Source organism: Kordia antarctica, from assembly GCF_009901525.1.
GTDB lineage: Bacteria > Bacteroidota > Bacteroidia > Flavobacteriales > Flavobacteriaceae > Kordia > Kordia antarctica.
Map to the genome: position 1 here is coordinate 1211270 of NZ_CP019288.1, position 17138 is coordinate 1228407.

18 protein-coding genes are annotated in these 17138 nt (G+C 32.1%); 13 read left to right on the forward strand and 5 right to left on the reverse strand.

The features are described from left to right. Positions 1-12: 12 nt before the first annotated feature. Positions 13-417: a hypothetical protein gene (locus IMCC3317_RS04790; RefSeq protein ID WP_160128371.1), complete on the reverse strand. Its 405-nt coding sequence runs from the start codon at positions 415-417 to the stop codon at positions 13-15. A gap of 137 nt (positions 418-554) precedes the next feature. Here IMCC3317_RS04790 and IMCC3317_RS04795 point away from each other — a divergent pair, with 137 nt between their 5' ends. The 13 genes from IMCC3317_RS04795 (at position 555) to IMCC3317_RS04855 (ending at position 12472) form a co-directional block, all read left to right on the forward strand. Next, positions 555-1778, forward strand: a complete 1224-nt coding sequence (locus tag IMCC3317_RS04795; protein WP_160128372.1) for a PAS domain-containing sensor histidine kinase — start codon at positions 555-557, stop codon at positions 1776-1778. Further along, positions 1775-2830: a response regulator gene (locus IMCC3317_RS04800; protein ID WP_160128373.1), complete on the forward strand. Its 1056-nt coding sequence runs from the start codon at positions 1775-1777 to the stop codon at positions 2828-2830. Before IMCC3317_RS04795 ends, IMCC3317_RS04800 begins: the two co-directional genes overlap by 4 nt. Before the next feature lie 58 nt (positions 2831-2888). Beyond that, entirely contained in the window at positions 2889-3371 is a 483-nt protein-coding gene (locus IMCC3317_RS04805; protein ID WP_160128374.1) for a hypothetical protein, read from the forward strand. 181 nt (positions 3372-3552) lie between these two features. Next, the gene (locus tag IMCC3317_RS04810) at positions 3553-4395 is read left to right on the forward strand and encodes a universal stress protein (protein WP_160128375.1); all 843 of its coding nucleotides are present in this window, start codon (positions 3553-3555) and stop codon (positions 4393-4395) included. A 607-nt stretch (positions 4396-5002) separates the two neighbouring features. Then, on the forward strand, positions 5003-5851 hold the full coding sequence (locus IMCC3317_RS04815) for a universal stress protein (RefSeq protein WP_160128376.1): 849 nt from the start codon (positions 5003-5005) through the stop codon (positions 5849-5851). A 24-nt stretch (positions 5852-5875) separates the two neighbouring features. Then, entirely contained in the window at positions 5876-6718 is an 843-nt protein-coding gene (locus IMCC3317_RS04820; RefSeq protein WP_160128377.1) for a universal stress protein, read from the forward strand. Positions 6719-6785: 67 nt separating this feature from the next. Next, positions 6786-7613 carry a universal stress protein gene (locus IMCC3317_RS04825; protein ID WP_160128378.1) on the forward strand — a complete coding sequence of 276 codons (828 nt, stop codon included), beginning with the start codon at positions 6786-6788 and terminating at the stop codon, positions 7611-7613. A gap of 73 nt (positions 7614-7686) precedes the next feature. Further along, positions 7687-8535, forward strand: a complete 849-nt coding sequence (locus tag IMCC3317_RS04830) for a universal stress protein (RefSeq protein ID WP_160128379.1) — start codon at positions 7687-7689, stop codon at positions 8533-8535. Between the two features lie 12 nt (positions 8536-8547). Next, positions 8548-8955: a hypothetical protein gene (locus IMCC3317_RS04835; protein WP_160128380.1), complete on the forward strand. Its 408-nt coding sequence runs from the start codon at positions 8548-8550 to the stop codon at positions 8953-8955. Between the two features lie 38 nt (positions 8956-8993). Then, positions 8994-9842 carry an ATP cone domain-containing protein gene (locus IMCC3317_RS04840; protein WP_160128381.1) on the forward strand — a complete coding sequence of 283 codons (849 nt, stop codon included), beginning with the start codon at positions 8994-8996 and terminating at the stop codon, positions 9840-9842. Position 9843: 1 nt separating this feature from the next. After that, complete coding sequence (locus IMCC3317_RS04845) at positions 9844-11217, forward strand: MBL fold metallo-hydrolase RNA specificity domain-containing protein (RefSeq protein WP_160128382.1); 1374 nt, start codon at positions 9844-9846, stop codon at positions 11215-11217. A gap of 113 nt (positions 11218-11330) precedes the next feature. Next, positions 11331-11783 (forward strand): hypothetical protein, encoded by a 453-nt coding sequence (locus tag IMCC3317_RS04850; protein WP_160128383.1) that lies wholly within the window; start codon positions 11331-11333, stop codon positions 11781-11783. A gap of 11 nt (positions 11784-11794) precedes the next feature. Then, the gene (locus tag IMCC3317_RS04855; RefSeq protein ID WP_160128384.1) at positions 11795-12472 is read left to right on the forward strand and encodes a hypothetical protein; all 678 of its coding nucleotides are present in this window, start codon (positions 11795-11797) and stop codon (positions 12470-12472) included. A 587-nt stretch (positions 12473-13059) separates the two neighbouring features. On the opposite strand, the gene IMCC3317_RS04860 is transcribed toward IMCC3317_RS04855, so the two are convergent. The 4 genes from IMCC3317_RS04860 to IMCC3317_RS04875 all read right to left on the reverse strand — a co-directional run bounded on the left by IMCC3317_RS04860 (position 13060) and on the right by IMCC3317_RS04875 (position 17138). Beyond that, positions 13060-13821 carry an SDR family NAD(P)-dependent oxidoreductase gene (locus tag IMCC3317_RS04860; RefSeq protein ID WP_160128385.1) on the reverse strand — a complete coding sequence of 254 codons (762 nt, stop codon included), beginning with the start codon at positions 13819-13821 and terminating at the stop codon, positions 13060-13062. A 40-nt stretch (positions 13822-13861) separates the two neighbouring features. Then, on the reverse strand, positions 13862-15163 hold the full coding sequence (locus tag IMCC3317_RS04865; protein WP_160128386.1) for an MFS transporter: 1302 nt from the start codon (positions 15161-15163) through the stop codon (positions 13862-13864). Positions 15164-15371: 208 nt separating this feature from the next. After that, positions 15372-16073 (reverse strand): FadR/GntR family transcriptional regulator, encoded by a 702-nt coding sequence (locus tag IMCC3317_RS04870; protein ID WP_160128387.1) that lies wholly within the window; start codon positions 16071-16073, stop codon positions 15372-15374. 168 nt (positions 16074-16241) lie between these two features. Further along, the gene (locus IMCC3317_RS04875; RefSeq protein WP_160128388.1) at positions 16242-17138 is read right to left on the reverse strand and encodes a polysaccharide lyase family 7 protein; all 897 of its coding nucleotides are present in this window, start codon (positions 17136-17138) and stop codon (positions 16242-16244) included.

The following is a 17138-nucleotide window of genomic DNA, read 5'->3' on the forward strand; positions in this document are numbered from 1 at the left end:
GAAGATATCAAATTATTTTTTTAATTCGATACTTAGTTTTGCAAGCATCATCAATTCAGATTTATTGATGTTGGAGAAACCTGACGCGATTTTACCTGCGATTTTTAGAATAGTGTTTTTCAATGATGCTGTGAATAAAGATTCGTACGTTCTTTTAAAAGTAACAAAATCGTTAAAACATGTTTGTGCGTCTGTTTCTTCAAAATAAAGCATATTAAACGTTGACGTTATTTGATGTTCAATATTAATTTTGATATCTATTGCGATTAAATTTTCTTCCATATTCAACAAAGAAATATGCTTTTTCATCACTTCAAATTCTACCTTTTTTATTTTTTTATCTGCCAAAGCAATTGCATAAAATAGCTTTCCAAGATGTTGATAAAACGAAATCGCCAAATGTTGCTTAGAATCCATAAGTATCTGTATAAGTAACAAATCTAAAATGTTTGTAGTTTTTTATCTATGATATAAATCAGTAATCCGTTTAATGCTTATTTTTTTCGTAGTTTTATGCTTGATAAATTTACACCAAATAAACTTAACCAACTTCCATGTTTCAACAAGATAAAGATATATTTAACATCCTTTTAGGAGCTGTTTCTGAAGGAGTTATCGTCGTTGATGAAGATCAGAATATTGTGGAAGCAAATAGTGCAACTGAAAAAATGTTTGGCTATCCTGAAGGAGCACTTTTAAAACAACCGCTTACTATTTTAATTCCACAAAATTATCATTCTGGACATGATGCTCATTTTAAAGGCTTTATGAAACACAAAGAGCGTCGTCAAATGGGACAAGGACGCGATATTTTTGGGGTTCGAAAAGATGGTAGTACATTTCCAATGGAAGCAGGTTTGAATCCGTTTTCTGTGTATGGTAACAATTATGTCATGGCATTGGTTATTGATATTTCTGTTCGAAAAGCACATGAACAAAAAATACGGAAGCTTAATAGAGAATTAGAAGAGAAAGTATTGCGGAGAACTCAAGAGTTAAGTGAAACCATACAAAAGCTAGAAGTTGAGAACGCCAAACGTGTTGAAGCTGAAGAAGATGCAAAATCTGCACTGAAAAAAGAGCAAGAGTTAAACGAGTTGAAAACTAAATTTTTATCATTGGTTTCTCATGAGTTTAAAACGCCTTTGAGCGGAATTTTGACTTCCTCCATTTTATTGAGTAAATATAAACTCACCGAGCAACAAGAGAAGCGCGACAAGCATATTAAGACAATTACGGATAAAGTTCATTATTTGAATAATATTTTGAATGATTTTTTATCGATAGAAAAGTTACAAAACGGAAAGATCAATTATAAGTTTTCAAGTTTCAAAGTTAGTAAAGTTGTAAATGAAGTTGTGTACAACGCAAATATGCTATTGAAAGATGGACAACATATTAATTATCCTGAAAATATTGATAGTTTTTCTTTGTATCAGGATGAAAAAATTATAGAATTGGCATTGTCAAATGTAGTTCATAATGCTATTAAATATTCTTCGGAAAATACGATTATCGATATTAATATCTCGCAAGATGAATACATCACCACTTTTACCGTGAAAGATAATGGATTTGGAATTCCCGAAGATGATCAGAAAAATATATTCAATCGGTATTTTAGAGCAGAAAACGCGTTGCTTACGCAAGGAACAGGAATTGGGTTGAACATTGTGAAAGATCATTTGGAAAACTTAAACGGTTCTATTGCATTTGAAAGTATAGAAAATGAAGGAAGTATTTTTATACTTACAATTCCAAATACATCAATAGTATGAAAAAAGTATTACTTATAGAAGATGATGTTGTTTTAAGAGAAAACACCGCTGAATTGTTAGAACTTTCTGAGTATGAAGTAACGACCGCACAGAATGGAAAAATCGGGATTGATAAACTGAAAAGTTTTGTGCCCGATATTATTGTCTGTGATATTATGATGCCCGAATTGGACGGTTATGGCGTACTCGAAAAATTGTCGCAAGATGAAGTTACGCGACATATTCCTTTTATCTTTTTATCTGCAAAAACGGAGCGACAAGACGTTCGGAAAGGAATGGATTTAGGTGCCGATGATTATATTACAAAACCATTTACGGAAGACGAACTTATAAGCGCTATTGAAAGTCGCATTGCGAAAGCGTTGATTTTAAAGGAAGATCGTGAAAAGTATCTAAACAGCAACCAAAATGAAGGTTCTGATGAGCTAAGAACCTTAAATGATTTGAAGAATTTTTTTGATGATAACGGAACGATTTTCAAGTATAAAAAAGATGAAATCATTTATAAGGAAAGACAAAATTCTAACTTTATTTACCTTATTTTAAAAGGTGTTGTAAAGTGTCATAAATTGGATGAAAAAGGCAAAGAATTAACGACTGCTTTACATAAAGAAGATGATCTTTTCGGATATACTTCTTTTACACAAAACATCGCTTACCAAGAAACTGCAACCGCTATTAAAGCTGTGAATGTTGTTGGTTTGTCTAAAAATGAATTGAAAAATGTGCTGAATAAAAATCATAAAGTTACCTTAGAACTTATTCAGCTTTTAACCGATGATCTTTCCACAGTTAAAGATCAATTATTGCAAATGGCATACAGTTCTGTATCTAAAAAAACTGCTATGACCATTCTTAAATTTGCTGAAAAACTGAATCAGAAACCCAAGGAGCCAATTCGGATTTCTCGGAGCGATTTGGCGAGTGTTGCTGGTATTGCCACTGAAACGCTCATCCGAACGATGTCAAGTTTCAAAAAGCAAGGATTGATTGAGATTGAAGGTCGAAATATTAAAATTATTGATCTTGAAAAACTACAACATATTTGTTGATTTTCTGTTGATAAAAATTTTATTCCAAACTAAAATACATTAATCTAAAATATCATCTATGATGCGAATACTTATAGTATTAATAATCGGGACTTTTATAATTTCCTGTAAAACAGTTGATAAAAATGTTCAAAAAACAGTAGATACTCAAGAAAAGTTAAAAGTTGAAGATCCAGAAGTTATCGAAATAAAAAGGACGCTTTATGAATACCAAGAAGCAGTTGCTAAAGCTGATACGGAAGCACTAAATACAATTGTAGGTCAAGGATTTTCTATAATAAATATTCATCAAAGTAGAAGAAACAAAGGAAACGTTATAGTTCGTCCAACATATAAAGATATTTTTTATAATGAACTAAGCTATGGCGGACAAGAAATGAATTTAGATATCGAAAACGCTGATATCACAATTCACAATATATCTGTAACAGCTTGGGTTCCTCATAAAGTTGAAAATTCTGAAACTAAAAAAAGCTATGTATTGTTTTTTATGTACAAGGCTGGTACATATTATTATATCAAAACAATTACTTATCCGTAGGCAACATGTTTGTAACACTATGCGTAATTGTTGGCTTTGCAAAGTCCGCATCTGTATACTAAATTAGTTGATTGACCATTACATAAATCATACAAAGCACGTGAGCGAAAGTCAAATATGACTAATATCATATGTTATTATAGTTCTTCCATATAGATTTGCTATCAAAGTGTGATCTAGCATGAAAAATATATTAATACCAACAGACTTTTCTGAAAATTCATGGAATGCTATTGCATATGGACTTCAATTTTTGAAAGACTATAACTGTAACTTTTATGTATTGTATGTGAGTAAAATTAGCAATCTTCTTGAAGAAGAAATTCAGTATACACCAAATTTAGATACTATTGAAAATGTGTATCTAAAGCCTGCAAAGAAAGAATTGAAACGTGTTTTAAAGCGTATTTCAGAAGTATGTAAACCCAATGAAAAGCATCATTTTTATACGCTTGTCGATACTGATTTTTTTGTTGAATCGATTCGAAAACAAGTCAAGGAAAAGAAAATTGACATGATTATTATGGGCACAAAAGGTGCTTCTGGCATAAAAAAACATATTGTTGGCAGTAATACAGGTGATGTAATTACGAAAGTGAAATGTAAAACATTGGTTATTCCTGAGAATGCGCGTTACAAAAAGATACACGAAGTTGCGTTTCCAACAGATTTTATAATGTCGTACGCCATACAAACCTTAGCTCCTATTTTAGAAATTTTAGCTACTACAAAAGCTTCATTACACATCACACATATTACGAAAAATAACGAACAACTTAACGCAAATCAGAAAGCAAGTAAAGACTTCTTAGAAGATTTTTTTGATAGTTACCAACATCATTTTCACTTTTTAACAAATACGAATGTAGAAGACGCTGTGCAATGTTTTACCGAAAGTAGAAATATTGATTTGATAGTTATGGTGGCTAAGAATCTGAATTACTTTCAACAAATACTATTTCATTCTAAAGTAGAAAAAATTAGTTATCACACACATATTCCGTTCTTGGTTTTGCATGAGTAATGCCTACAACTAAACAAGTAAATTATAAACCTGTTGTGCATTTTGATAAAATTCGTCAATTCGAGTCAATTTTACGATTGAAAATGAGTAAAATTTGTATCGAGAATAGAATTTTGAATATATTTTTAAAATAAGTGCTAAGTAGTTGATTTTCATTTTATTATTTTCGTTTTCTTTGCTCGCACAAAGAATACTGAATCAAGTTCAGCACAGGCTTCAACAAAAGAAAGTGCGCTTTTAGTTCGTGTGATTTCTATTTTATATTTTGGAACTCATGAATCTTCGATTTCCAGAGGTATTTTTAGTTTTTCTTTTAGGGAAAAACTAAAACCGCATGAATTTTTCTAAATTTTTTAGTTCACGGCTTTCTATTTTAAATTAAGGAGTTCATGAATCTTCGATTTCCAAGGATTCGAAAATTCTTAACGAAAAATCCCTGCTATACTGCGGAAAAGACAAAAAATACTCTGAAATTTTATATCGAACTCACATTATTGAATTCAAAATATTCAATTACAAGTTCACTTACAGTTTTCCATCTGATATATATCATAGTTTTTTTTTAATCCTGATTGTACCTTTCGTACATCAATTAAAAGATACTGCGATGAGAAAAATATTAATTCCTACCGATTTTTCAGCAAATGCAATGAATGCATTGAAATATGCTTTGGAGTTGTTCAAATATGACAAAAGTGAGTTTTTTATCATGCATGCATATCAAGATGAAATTCATGCAAATACAACATTGTTAAAAAAAGAAGGTTTAGACAAAATCACCAAAATTATAAGTGAAAAATCTCAACTAGCGTTGGACGCAATCCTTAAAAAACTCCGTGAGATTTCGCCAAATCCAAGACATAGATATGCTGTAATTTCTGCAAATAATTTGCTGGTTGCTGAAGCTGATAAAATTGTAGAAAAAGAAAGTATTGACATCATTGTAATGGGAACGCGTGGACATACGAATGATACAGAATTGGCTTTTGGAAGCAACACGTTAAAAGTGCTTACGTATGTGCAATCGCCTGTGTTGGCAATTCCTGAAAATTATACGTATAAAGAACCAAAACATATATTGTTTCCGACAAATTATATGATTCCGTATAAACGTAGAGAACTCAAACTAGTTTGTGAAATGGCTTCAAAACATTGTACTGAAATTACACTATTATACATTTCAAAAAGCGGTAAACTATCTGTACGACAGGAAGATAACCAAACCTTTTTAAAAGGCGAATTGCAAAAAGTAAATAGCAATTTTCATACGGTAAACGATGCAAATATTAACAATGCAATTTATACGTACATCAAAAAAAATGCGATTGATATGTTAATTATGGTCAATACGGAACGCTCTTTTTTGGAAAATATGTTGCTTCAATCTACCATACAACAAATGAGTTTATATATAGATATTCCTTTTTTAACGCTCCAAAATGTAGAACGTGATTGATTAATAACCTCAAAATTAACAGCAATGAAAAAAATACTTTTGCCAACCGATTTTTCAGATAATTCATTGAATGCAATCAAATATGCCGTTCAGTTATTTAAAGACCAAACCTGTGATTTTATTTTACTAAACACCTTTACACCTGCAATTGCTAGTGTAGAATATATGGAAGTAGCTTCCGCTCAATTTGGATTGTTAGACGCGATGAAAGAAGCTTCAAATACTGGATTGGATACGATTCGTAAAAAGATTGAATCCGAATTCAAAAACTCCAAACATACATTCTCTCAAATATCATCTTTCAATATGCTGAGTACAGAAATTGACGATTTATACGAAGGAAATGTAATGGATATGATTGTAATGGGAACGCAAGGTGCTTCTGGCTTGAAAGAAGTTTTATTTGGTTCTAATACAATCCATGTACTCAAAAATGCAAAATGTCCTTTATTGGCTATTCCAAATAATTTTTCATTTGAAGAACCACACGAAATCTTATTTCCATCAGATTACGAAGTTAATTTTCAAGAAAAGCATGTGCAATTCGTCAAAAAAATTGCCAAATTATATCATTCAAGAGTTAATATTTTGCACGTATCTTATTCAAAAAAATTAACAGATACACAAGAAAAGAATAGACAAAAACTGGCAACTTATTTTAAAGATACCGCACACTTATTTCACATGGTACACAATGAAAACATTGTAGATTCTATTGCGGAGTTTCAATTAAAATCTCGCATAAATTTATTGACAATGCTGAATAATAAACATTCATTTTTTGAAAACTTATTCTTTGGCTCAAATATTAAAAAAATAGGTGCGCATTTGAATATTCCATTTTTAGTAATTCCATCAAAAATATAACTGATGTATATCATTGTGAGCGATCTATTTCTATACTAAATTGATATAAATTTTTAAGATACATATTATGACAAAAATACTTTTACCAACCGATTTTTCAGACAATGCTTGGAGCGCAATTGTGTATGCTTTAAAGTTGTACGCCAATGTAGAGTGTACATTTTACCTATTAAATTCTATAAAATTAGAAGCTTCAAGAATTTCCAGTTTCTCTAATAAATTATTATCCACAATGCGTGAAGATGCTAAAAAAGATTTAGTAGCATTAAAAGCGAAATTAGAGCATGCAGACGCAACTAAAAATCACACGTTTGAAGTTATTTTAAGTATCAAAAATTTAGATGATGCTATCGAAACTGCCATTGAAAAACATGCAATAGATAGTATTGTGATGGGAACAAAAGGTGCTACTGGCGCTAAAGAAATTTTCTTTGGTAGCAATGCAACAAAGATTGTCAAAAAAATCAAAAATTGCCCAGTTTTATTAGTGCCTGAAAATTATGAATTTGTAGTGCCAAAACAAATTGCGTTCCCAACCGATTTCAATCGCTATTGCGATGCAAAAGAACTGCAGTATCTAAAAAATATGGCAGGTTTATATAATTCAAAAATTAGAGTTGTACATATTAATGTTGAAGAAAAATTAAACGAAAATCAAGAAAATAATTTTACAACATTAAAGCAGTATTTAAGCAAGTATGAACATAGTTTTCACTGGATTCCAGCTTATGCAAGTAAAGCGTCAAGTATTACCGATTTCATTGAAGAGTTAGAAATAGATATGCTGGCAATGGTTCAGTATTCACACAGTTTTTTGGAAAGAATCACACGAGAACCGGTCATCAAAAAAATAGGATTTCGTCCAACAATTCCTTTTCTGGTGATTCCTGAGTAGACTGATATTTGTCATAGTAATTGCTGTTGAAGTGGTTTATATTCAATATGTAAACAAACAAAAATTAAACATCATGAGAAGAAAGATATTAATACCTACTGATTTTTCAAAAAACGCATGGCACGCCGTCAAATATGCAACACGATTGTATGAAACTGACGCCTGCGATTTCTATCTATTACATGTATTCTCTCCGCCTAAAAACGTAGTAGATAGTTTGTTTAACATGGTGGAAGGAAGCGAATCGTATGAAACTGCAAAATCTGAATCTGATAAAGAATTAAACAATATAGTGGAACTGCTAAAACTTAGCAATGATGAAAATTCAGATCATCAATTTAAAACAATTTCTGACTTTAACGATGTCATTAAAGCAATTAAAAATGTCGTTGAGAAAAAAGATATCGAGATTGTAATTATGGGAACAAAAGGTGCAACAAATAACAATGATGCTGTTTTTGGAAGTGTTGCTGTAAATGCTATGGAAAAAGTGCGCAATTGTCCTGTACTTGTGATTCCAGAAAATGCGACACATTCACTTCCGAAAGAAATTGTATTTCCCACAAGTTATAAAACGCATTATAAAAGACGCGAATTACAGTATGTAACTGATATCGCAAAAAAATGCAATGCTACGGTGGCTATTTTGCATGTTTCTGATAAAGAATTGAATAAAGAACAAAAAGAAAATCAGAAAATGTTGGAAGAAATTTTTGCAGAAATCACGTATTCATTTCACAGTCTGTCATCACATTCTGTAACGGACGCAGTTAACATTTTTATAGAAAGTAGAAATAGTGATATGGTAACATTTATTAATAAAAAGCATTCTTTTTTTGGAAGTGTTTTAACAAATCCGATGGTGAAAGAAATTACGTTTTCCAAAGTGCCGATATTAGTATTGCATGATTTAAGAAACTAAAAAAAAACAGATATGAAAAAGACAGGAATTTGGTTAGATAAGAACAAAGCACTTATTGTAACGTTACAAAACGAGAAAGAAATACTCAACACAATTACTTCAAATATAGAACATTTTCGTCCGCACGGAGGTTCAGGATCACGCCAAAAAGGCGGTCCGCAAGATGTAGTTCAAGACGGTAAATATTTAGAACGTGAAAAGCATCAATTAAAAGAATATTTTAAAGAAATTATTTCAGAAATAAAAGATACGGAAGCGTTGGTCATTTTTGGTCCTGCTGGCACGAATGAGAAATTGGGGAAAGAATTGCAACATAATCATAGCGATTTAAGCACGAAAATAAAAGGAATTCGAAAAGCAGATAGTATGACTTCAAATCAAGTAAAAGCTTTGGTGAAAGACTTTTTTACATCAAACTAAATCATTCAAGAAATAGTAATTAATTAACGTAAACTATCATGAATAACGATTTAATTATTACGAAAGCATCTGGAGAAAAAGTAAAATTCTCAATAGACAAATTACGTTCTTCTTTGAAGAGAACTGGCGCAGATGACATTATAGTTCAACACATTATTGATAAGGTTCGTGACGAATTGTATCAAGGAATTTCTACTAAAGAAATCTACAACAGAGCTTTTGCTTTATTAAAACGAAAAAAAAGTTATTTAGCTTCCAAATACAAGCTCAAAAAAGCTATTTATGAGTTAGGCCCGACAGGTTTTCCGTTTGAACGTTTTGTGAGCGCAATCTTAAAATATGCTGGTTATTCAACGGAAGTTGGGAAAATTCTACAAGGAAAATGTGTCACGCACGAAATTGATGTCATTGCAACTAAAAATGATAAAACGACCATTATAGAATGTAAATTTCATAGCGAACCAGGCATTACGTGCAATGTAAAAGTTCCGCTGTATATAAATTCTCGGTATGAAGATGTAAAGAAACATTGGAATGCAAATCCTAAAAATAAAACATCGCTCACCGAAGGTTGGGTTGTGACCAATACACGGTTTACGGGAGATGCATTGACCTACGGAGACTGTTGTGGCTTGTATTTATTGAGTTGGGATTATCCAAAAAATGAAGGTTTAAAAGACCGAATAGATCAATTAGGATTGTATCCAATTACAGTATCTACATTGCTAACCAATAGAGAAAAACAATTTTTATTAAGTCGAGATATTGTCCTTTGCAGGGAATTATTACAAGATAAATTCTTTTTAGATCACTTAAATGTTTCTGAAATTCGACAAGAAAAAATTCTAACTGAAATTTCACAATTATGTACCCTAAACACTCAATAACATGGAAAAATTTGTCAAGATTAACTTTTTAGGCGCTGCTGGAGTTGTCACTGGATCCAAGTATCTGATTGAGACTTCGGAACAGCATATTTTAATTGATTGTGGAATGTTTCAAGGACTCAAAGAACTTCGAGAACTCAATTGGTGCGATCTTCCCGTAGAAGTTGCCAATATTGACGTTGTATTGCTTACACATGGACATTTAGATCATGTTGGGTATTTGCCACGACTTGTAAAACAAGGTTTTAAAGGAAAAATTATTGGCACGGCTCCGACATTGGCTATTGCCGAAATTATTCTGAAAGATAGTGGTAAAATTCATGAAGAAGATGCAAAAAGAGCGAACAAAGAAAAGTATACAAAACATGAGCCTGCGTTGCCTTTTTATACGATTGAAGATGCGGAAGAAACCATCAAACAATTTCAAGTTGAGATGGAAGATACGTGGATTAAATTATCGGAACATATTTCCTATCGATTTCAATACAACGGACATATTATTGGAGCTACATTCATAGAATTGGACATCAATGCAAAACGGTTTGTATTTTCGGGAGATATTGGACGCCAAAATGATTTTTTGCTAAATGATCCGAAAACACCCGAATGGGCAGATTATTTATTTATAGAAAGTACGTATGGAAATAAACTGCATCCGGAAGAAGATGTTGAAGAAATTTTGACAGCAATTATCAAAGAAACTATTCACAAAAAAGGAAATTTAATCATTCCAAGTTTTGCTGTGGAACGTTTGCAAACACTGATGTACATTCTGTGGAAACTTTATAAAAAGAACAAAATTCCAAACATTCCCATATTTGTAGACAGTCCGATGGGCGCAAATGTATTAGAAGTTTTCAGACGTTTTCCTAAGTGGCATAAATTGCCAATAGACGAATACAATGCGATGTGCAATCATATGAATATTGTAGCATCGTACCGAGAAACTTGGGAAACTATTGATGATAAAAGGTCTAAAATTATTATCGCTGGTAGCGGAATGGTGACTGGCGGAAGAGTGCTTACGTATTTACAACAACTCATAGACGAACCTTCAACCACCGTTTTATTAGTTGGTTATCAGGCAGAAGGAACTCGTGGCAGACAATTGCAAGAAGGCGCGCATGAAATTCGTTTTTTCGGGAAGTATTATCCTGTAAAAGCAACCATTAAAAACATAGATAGTTTATCAGCGCATGCGGATCAAAAAGATTTACTAGACTGGATGCGAAACATTAAAAATATACCTGAAAAAGTATTCTTAATTCACGGTGAACCAACTGCTTTAGATGCATTCAGAGTAAAAATAAAAGATGTATATAATTGGAATGTCAGTATTCCAAAATTGATTGATGTTGAGAAAGTTATGGTTTGATTCAGTGTCTTTATTCTTCATCAAAAACTTCAAAAATAAAAAATGCGAACTGATATATATCATTTCAAAACGGTCGTTTCATTCGTAGTTTTATAGTATCAAATAAATATCTTATGAAAACTACACAATCGCTTGTAAAATATATTAAATGGCTAAGCGCAGAGGAAATGCATGCAGACTCAGTAAACTGGCTTTCTGAATTGAATTTCACAAAAGATGAACACCTCTTTTTTGAGCATTTGATTACATCATTCACAATGGAACTTTTAGAATTAAAATACTTTGCGAGTGATAAAGAAATTGTAGACGCAATTAACAGGTCGGAAAAGCAAAATGACTTGTTGTTGGCTTCTGTAACAGCTCATGAACAGCAACTTAAAATTATGGTTGATGAAATAGATGAGTTAAAAGAAGAAGAAACTTACAAAGAAACACATCGAAAATTAACTATTGAAATACATCAATTCTTAGAAGATTATCGCATGCTAAAAGCGCAACTATTTGATATTATAAAAGGTATTAAAAAGGAACAAAAACAACGCTATTTATTAGATAAGAATCATTAAAAAACATATTTATGAAACGTTCACTTTTTTTAGCATTAACCGCTTTCTTATTATTCGCAAGTTGCACAACTACGCAATTAATAGACAATTGGAAAAATCCTGATATTGATCGATATGAACCACAAAAAGTATTGATTGTTGGTTTGACATCAAATATAGAAGCTCGAAAAAAATATGAAAATCAGCTCAAGGCTGAATTTGAATTGCGCGGCGCTGAAGCTGTTGTTAGTTTGTCACTATTTGATCCTTCTTTTAGAACCGAAAAAATGACCGAAGAAGAGTTGAAAACACTTGAAAACAAACTCATTGAAGATGGTTTTGATACGGTATTATTGACAAAAATTATTGGTGTAGAAGATAAAATTGCATTTAAAGAAAAGTATCAAGGATATAATGAAACGCATCAAACATTTACAGACGACTATTTAATGCATCAAGATATTTTTTACAATCCTGAATATTATGATGAATACACTATTTATCATTCAGAAACTTCCATGTATTGCATTTGTCCAACGAAAGATAGAGAATTAATTTGGAAAGGATATATCGATATTGTAGATCCGAAATCAATTAATGAATCTGTAGATGATTATATAAAATTGACCATTGCTGTGTTGGAAGAACAACAACTGATAAACCAAAAAAGTATTATAAACAAAGAAGAAAAGGAAGATTTAATTGACTAAAAAAATCACTGATTCATCTTATGACATAAAAGCAAAAGAAGCAGTCTGAAAAGGCTTAAACAACGTCATTACGAGAAATTTTTCATTTCGAAGTAATCTGTAAATCAATAACTTAAATTTGACAGATTGCTTCATTTCATTCGCAATGACGACTTTTCAGACAACCTCTTTTGTATGTTGATATTTTAAATAAACTCAAAAAAATTTAGATCAACTATTTAATTCGATTTAGTAATTTACTAAAACCAAAAATACATTCCTTTTTAAGTGCTTCATCTTGAAGTTCGTCTGAAATTTGAATGCACTGAATTGGTAACTGATTTGCGCTACCAAAAGTTTCGTTTTTTAAACAATGAAACTGCATAATTGTTAGGAACATGCTCATGTTTCAATGCAATTTTCTGAATTTCTTTTCGCGTACTTAAACTGATATCAAATTTGTTATTCCCGCTTTTGAAACCGTAGAAATTGAAAAACCTGAGAGTTACCATAATTCCTTTAACGACTCTTCTAAAAAAAAGTAAGCGTTACTGTTTAAAAAACAATAACGCTTATTTCATAATAAATACTAAACTCTTAGTAATACTTTATATTCCTAATGCTTGTCCGCCACCAATTTGGATCGTTTCCGCCGTGATGAATGATGCATCTTTACTTGCTAAGAAAGAGATAACGCCGGCTACATCTTCTGGCTGACCTAATCTACCTAACATAATATTGTTTGCCCACGAAGCAAAAACTTCTGGCTTCGTTGCCTTAATTTGTGCATGAAATGGCGTATCAATTGTTCCTGGAGATACTGCATTTACTCGAATACCGTATTCAGCTAAATCTTTTGCTAAGGCTCTCGTTATTGCATGCACACCCGCTTTTGATGTTCCGTAAATTCCTGCTCCTGGTCCACCAGCAGTCCATCCTGCATTTGATGTATAGTTTATGATTGAAGGATGTTCTCCTTTTTTAAGGTATGGAATTGCTGCTCTTGAAGCAAAGAATACAGAATCCAAGTTGAGTGCCATTACACCTCTGTAAAATTCAGTAGTCATTTCTTCAAATCGAGATCTTCCACCTAAACCTCCAGCATTGTTTACTAGCACATCTATTTTACCGTATTTGTCACCAATTTTCTTAATGTTTGTGGTTACTGCATCTTCTTTTGTAACATCGAATCCTAGATATTCAGCAGTGATTCCTGCGTCAGTAAGTTCTTTAACTCGTTCTGCTCCTGCTTTGTCGTCAATACCGTTTAAAACTACTGTATATCCGTCATTCCCTAATCTTTTTGCTACTTCAAATCCAATTCCTCCTGTAGCTCCTGTAACTACAGCTATTTTTCCTTTATTGCTCATATTAATTTTTTTTGATTTTTATTTTCAATAGATATTTTACTTAATTTTTTGATTTTAAAGGTTCAATTTTAGGAATCAAAATCCAAACGCTCGCTATTACTATAAATGCTAATACTGCTCCAATTATAAAAGCAGGTGCATAATTACCGCCAACTGTTAACATTGGTACTAAAGCTACTAAACCTGCACCAGATAATTTTGCTGCTGTACCTGCAAAACCAGAAAGCGTACCTACTGTTTTCTTTCCATATAAATCACTTGGTAATGTTTGTACATTTCCAATGGCTGTTTGAAAACCAAATAGAACGACAGCCATTATTAATACTGCCGCAATAGGTGAACCTGGGCTTGACAAGGCTAATAAAGCTGGAAGCATAATAACACACCCAAGCGTTATCACTACTTTACGAGTTTTATTGACATTCCATCCAGCTTTTAGTCTGTTTTGAGCATATAAACCTCCAAACCAAGCACCTAACATAGCTCCAACATAAGGAACCCAACCGTAAATACCAATTGCTTTTACGTCCATACCATATACTTCTGATAAGTATATTGGAATCCAAAATACGAATAACCACCATATTGGATCTATTGCTGCAGAAGCAATAATAACTCCCCAACTTTGTTTGCGTGAAAGTAATTCTCCAGCAGAAGGATTGTATTCTTCTAATTTTTTAGTATCTACTACCTCTTCTTTTAATTTTTGACCACCAAGAATATGTGCTTTTTCAGCTGCTGTTAACCAAGGATGATCTTTTGGCGGTGCTTTTACTAATATTAACCAAGGAATTAACCAGAGTAAACCAATGAGACCTACGATGACAAATATCATTTGCCAACTAAAATAAACGGTTAAAAAAGCAATGGTTGGTATCGCTATAATACCTCCTATTGCGGCACCAGAGTTGAACAATCCTTGTGCAAAAGCTCTTTCGTTTGAAGGAAACCATTCTGCATTTCCTTTTGCTGCTCCTGGCCAGTTTCCTGCCTCAGATATTCCTAGTATTGATCTAAAGAAAGCAAAGCTTAATACACCATTAGCTAAGGCATGAAGTGCGGTAGATATTGACCAAAACCCAATGGATAAAACAAAACCTATTCTTGTTCCAACCTTATCGAATATTTTTCCAAAAATAGATTGTCCAAATGCATATGAAAACATAAAGACTACCGAAATTAGCGCATAAATTTCTTTTCTTTCCGTTGTAGATTTATCTGGATATAAATCTTCTGCAATACTTGGCCATAAAACTACCAAAGCTTGCCTATCGATATAGTTAATAACAGTTGCTAAAGCTATTAGCCCTATAACCCACCATCTTAATCCTTTTAATTTCATAATTTTTGTGCATCAGTGATACAGATCCTTGTGAGAACAAGCATTGTACGATGATTTTTGAGCAAATTCGCTCCTGTGTATTTTGTGTGTAATTTGTATGTTGAAGAAATGTGTGTTACGTTTCTATCTATAAAATTACTTCCCTTCGTATATTTTGTATTGCAATGTTGAAGCCGTGCATCTTCAAAATTGGATATTTTGTTTTCATTTAAGTATTATAACAGTATTGGTATAATATTTTAAAATGTTCTTTCATTTTTTGTTTTGCTAATTGCGGATCTTGCTTTTTTATTGCATCAAAAATACTTTGATGTTCTACAATTCCTAATTCCGCTAAACTTTTATCACACACATGATATTTTTCAAAGTTTGTAATGATTTCTGGTGTAATGATAAGCATGAATGTGTTCATCGTACTATTACCAGAAGCTTTTGCAATGGCTAAGTGAAATAGTAAATCTTCTTGAACAGCATCTTCGCCATTGTTTACTTTTTCAGAATACGCATCTAAAGCTTCTTTCATTTTTACAAGATCTTCATCTGTTCTTCTCAATGCTGCTAATCGAGCTGTTTTGAGTTCTAGTAATATTCTAGTTTCTACTAACGATTTGAAACTTGGTTGTTCTAATCGAAGAATGTCTTCAATCATACCATTTAATGCGGTTACTCCAATATTTGCTACAAATGTTCCACTTTGCGGAATTGATTTTAGTAATCCATAAAATTCAAGTTTTTGAATAGCTTCTCTAACATTACTTCGCGTGACCTCAAACTTTTCAGATAACATACGTTCCGATGGAAGTTTGTCGCCAGGTTCTAAGTTTTTTGCATTGATTAAATCTCTTATTTTAGAAATAATCATTTTTTGAAGGTCGAATGTTTCTGTCTTTGCAAGTATATCTAATTTCATACGTTGAATTCTCTAATTGGTTTACCAAATTATGTATATCAAATTTATAGTATTATAGATGAATGCACTCTTAAAACTCGAAAAAAAATTATTGAACCTTACTGATCTAAATTAGACCAGTAAAACTCAACAAAAAGCATCTATTCAAATTAATTAACTTATTAAATATTAATGTGTTACTTCTAAATTGTAATACCGAACTTTTGCAAATGAACCTTCATCACGTGATTGAAAATAGTTTCCTGCTTTGAAATAGTTTTCAAAGATTCCCCATTTTTTCATGTGAATGTTCTCATACGTTTTGAATTCGTTCTTGTTTAGAACTATTGTCATTTTTCCTTCACTAACGCGCACTTCGAGTCTAAATTTTTTAAAACCTACTTCTTGTTTGAATGTAAATCCTTCATCATCTCCCCAAGCATCTTCATGAAGCATTTCGGTTTCTGTGGCATTTAAGTTTTTTAAGACTTTAGTTTTGACACGAATTTTGCCTTCTTTCCAATATATTTTCAACATTGGTGGCGCATTGTTATCTTTTTGTCCAATAAGATCACGCTGTTTATTGGTTAAACGACCATGAATTTGCATGATAATTATTCTGTGATGCTTACCATCTTTATCACGAGAAACCTCATCAATTGCCAATTTACCTTTCATGATTCCACCTTGCTTAAATGTCCAATTGACATTGTTTTCACCAGGCTTCATTTGCTCTCGTAATTCCGATCGCGAATATTTGGTATTTGCCGTGGTAGCTTTACTTGGATATGCATAAAAAACTATGGCACCACGTACAGAATCGTTGTACATATATGGCATTAAATCTTTATTGGTTGCGTAATCAAGTATTGCTGGTGGTTCAACTTCCTGCGGTTTTTTTCCATTTCCCGCAGGCGTTGTTACTTTCCAATGTGCTAAATCAATTTTAGATAATTTGAACTTTTTCTTCTTTTTTCTCTTTCTTTCCTTTTTAACAGTATCATCTTGGGTATTGTCGTTAGATTGAGCAAAACCAATATTTAGGCTAAAAGCAAAGAATAAAATAAATAGCGTTCTAAAGTTCAT

Coding starts and splice junctions, on each gene's coding strand:
- IMCC3317_RS04825 (WP_160128378.1), top strand. CDS start 6,786: ATGACAAAAATACTTTTACCAACCGATTTTTCAGACAATGCTTGGAGC.
- IMCC3317_RS04790 (WP_160128371.1), bottom strand. CDS start 417: ATGGATTCTAAGCAACATTTGGCGATTTCGTTTTATCAACATCTTGGA.
- IMCC3317_RS04815 (WP_160128376.1), top strand. CDS start 5,003: ATGAGAAAAATATTAATTCCTACCGATTTTTCAGCAAATGCAATGAAT.
- IMCC3317_RS04840 (WP_160128381.1), top strand. CDS start 8,994: ATGAATAACGATTTAATTATTACGAAAGCATCTGGAGAAAAAGTAAAA.
- IMCC3317_RS04860 (WP_160128385.1), bottom strand. CDS start 13,821: ATGAGCAATAAAGGAAAAATAGCTGTAGTTACAGGAGCTACAGGAGGA.
- IMCC3317_RS04870 (WP_160128387.1), bottom strand. CDS start 16,073: ATGAAATTAGATATACTTGCAAAGACAGAAACATTCGACCTTCAAAAA.
- IMCC3317_RS04805 (WP_160128374.1), top strand. CDS start 2,889: ATGATGCGAATACTTATAGTATTAATAATCGGGACTTTTATAATTTCC.
- IMCC3317_RS04800 (WP_160128373.1), top strand. CDS start 1,775: ATGAAAAAAGTATTACTTATAGAAGATGATGTTGTTTTAAGAGAAAAC.
- IMCC3317_RS04850 (WP_160128383.1), top strand. CDS start 11,331: ATGAAAACTACACAATCGCTTGTAAAATATATTAAATGGCTAAGCGCA.
- IMCC3317_RS04875 (WP_160128388.1), bottom strand. CDS start 17,138: ATGAACTTTAGAACGCTATTTATTTTATTCTTTGCTTTTAGCCTAAAT.
- IMCC3317_RS04855 (WP_160128384.1), top strand. CDS start 11,795: ATGAAACGTTCACTTTTTTTAGCATTAACCGCTTTCTTATTATTCGCA.
- IMCC3317_RS04820 (WP_160128377.1), top strand. CDS start 5,876: ATGAAAAAAATACTTTTGCCAACCGATTTTTCAGATAATTCATTGAAT.
- IMCC3317_RS04795 (WP_160128372.1), top strand. CDS start 555: ATGTTTCAACAAGATAAAGATATATTTAACATCCTTTTAGGAGCTGTT.
- IMCC3317_RS04810 (WP_160128375.1), top strand. CDS start 3,553: ATGAAAAATATATTAATACCAACAGACTTTTCTGAAAATTCATGGAAT.
- IMCC3317_RS04845 (WP_160128382.1), top strand. CDS start 9,844: ATGGAAAAATTTGTCAAGATTAACTTTTTAGGCGCTGCTGGAGTTGTC.
- IMCC3317_RS04835 (WP_160128380.1), top strand. CDS start 8,548: ATGAAAAAGACAGGAATTTGGTTAGATAAGAACAAAGCACTTATTGTA.
- IMCC3317_RS04865 (WP_160128386.1), bottom strand. CDS start 15,163: ATGAAATTAAAAGGATTAAGATGGTGGGTTATAGGGCTAATAGCTTTA.
- IMCC3317_RS04830 (WP_160128379.1), top strand. CDS start 7,687: ATGAGAAGAAAGATATTAATACCTACTGATTTTTCAAAAAACGCATGG.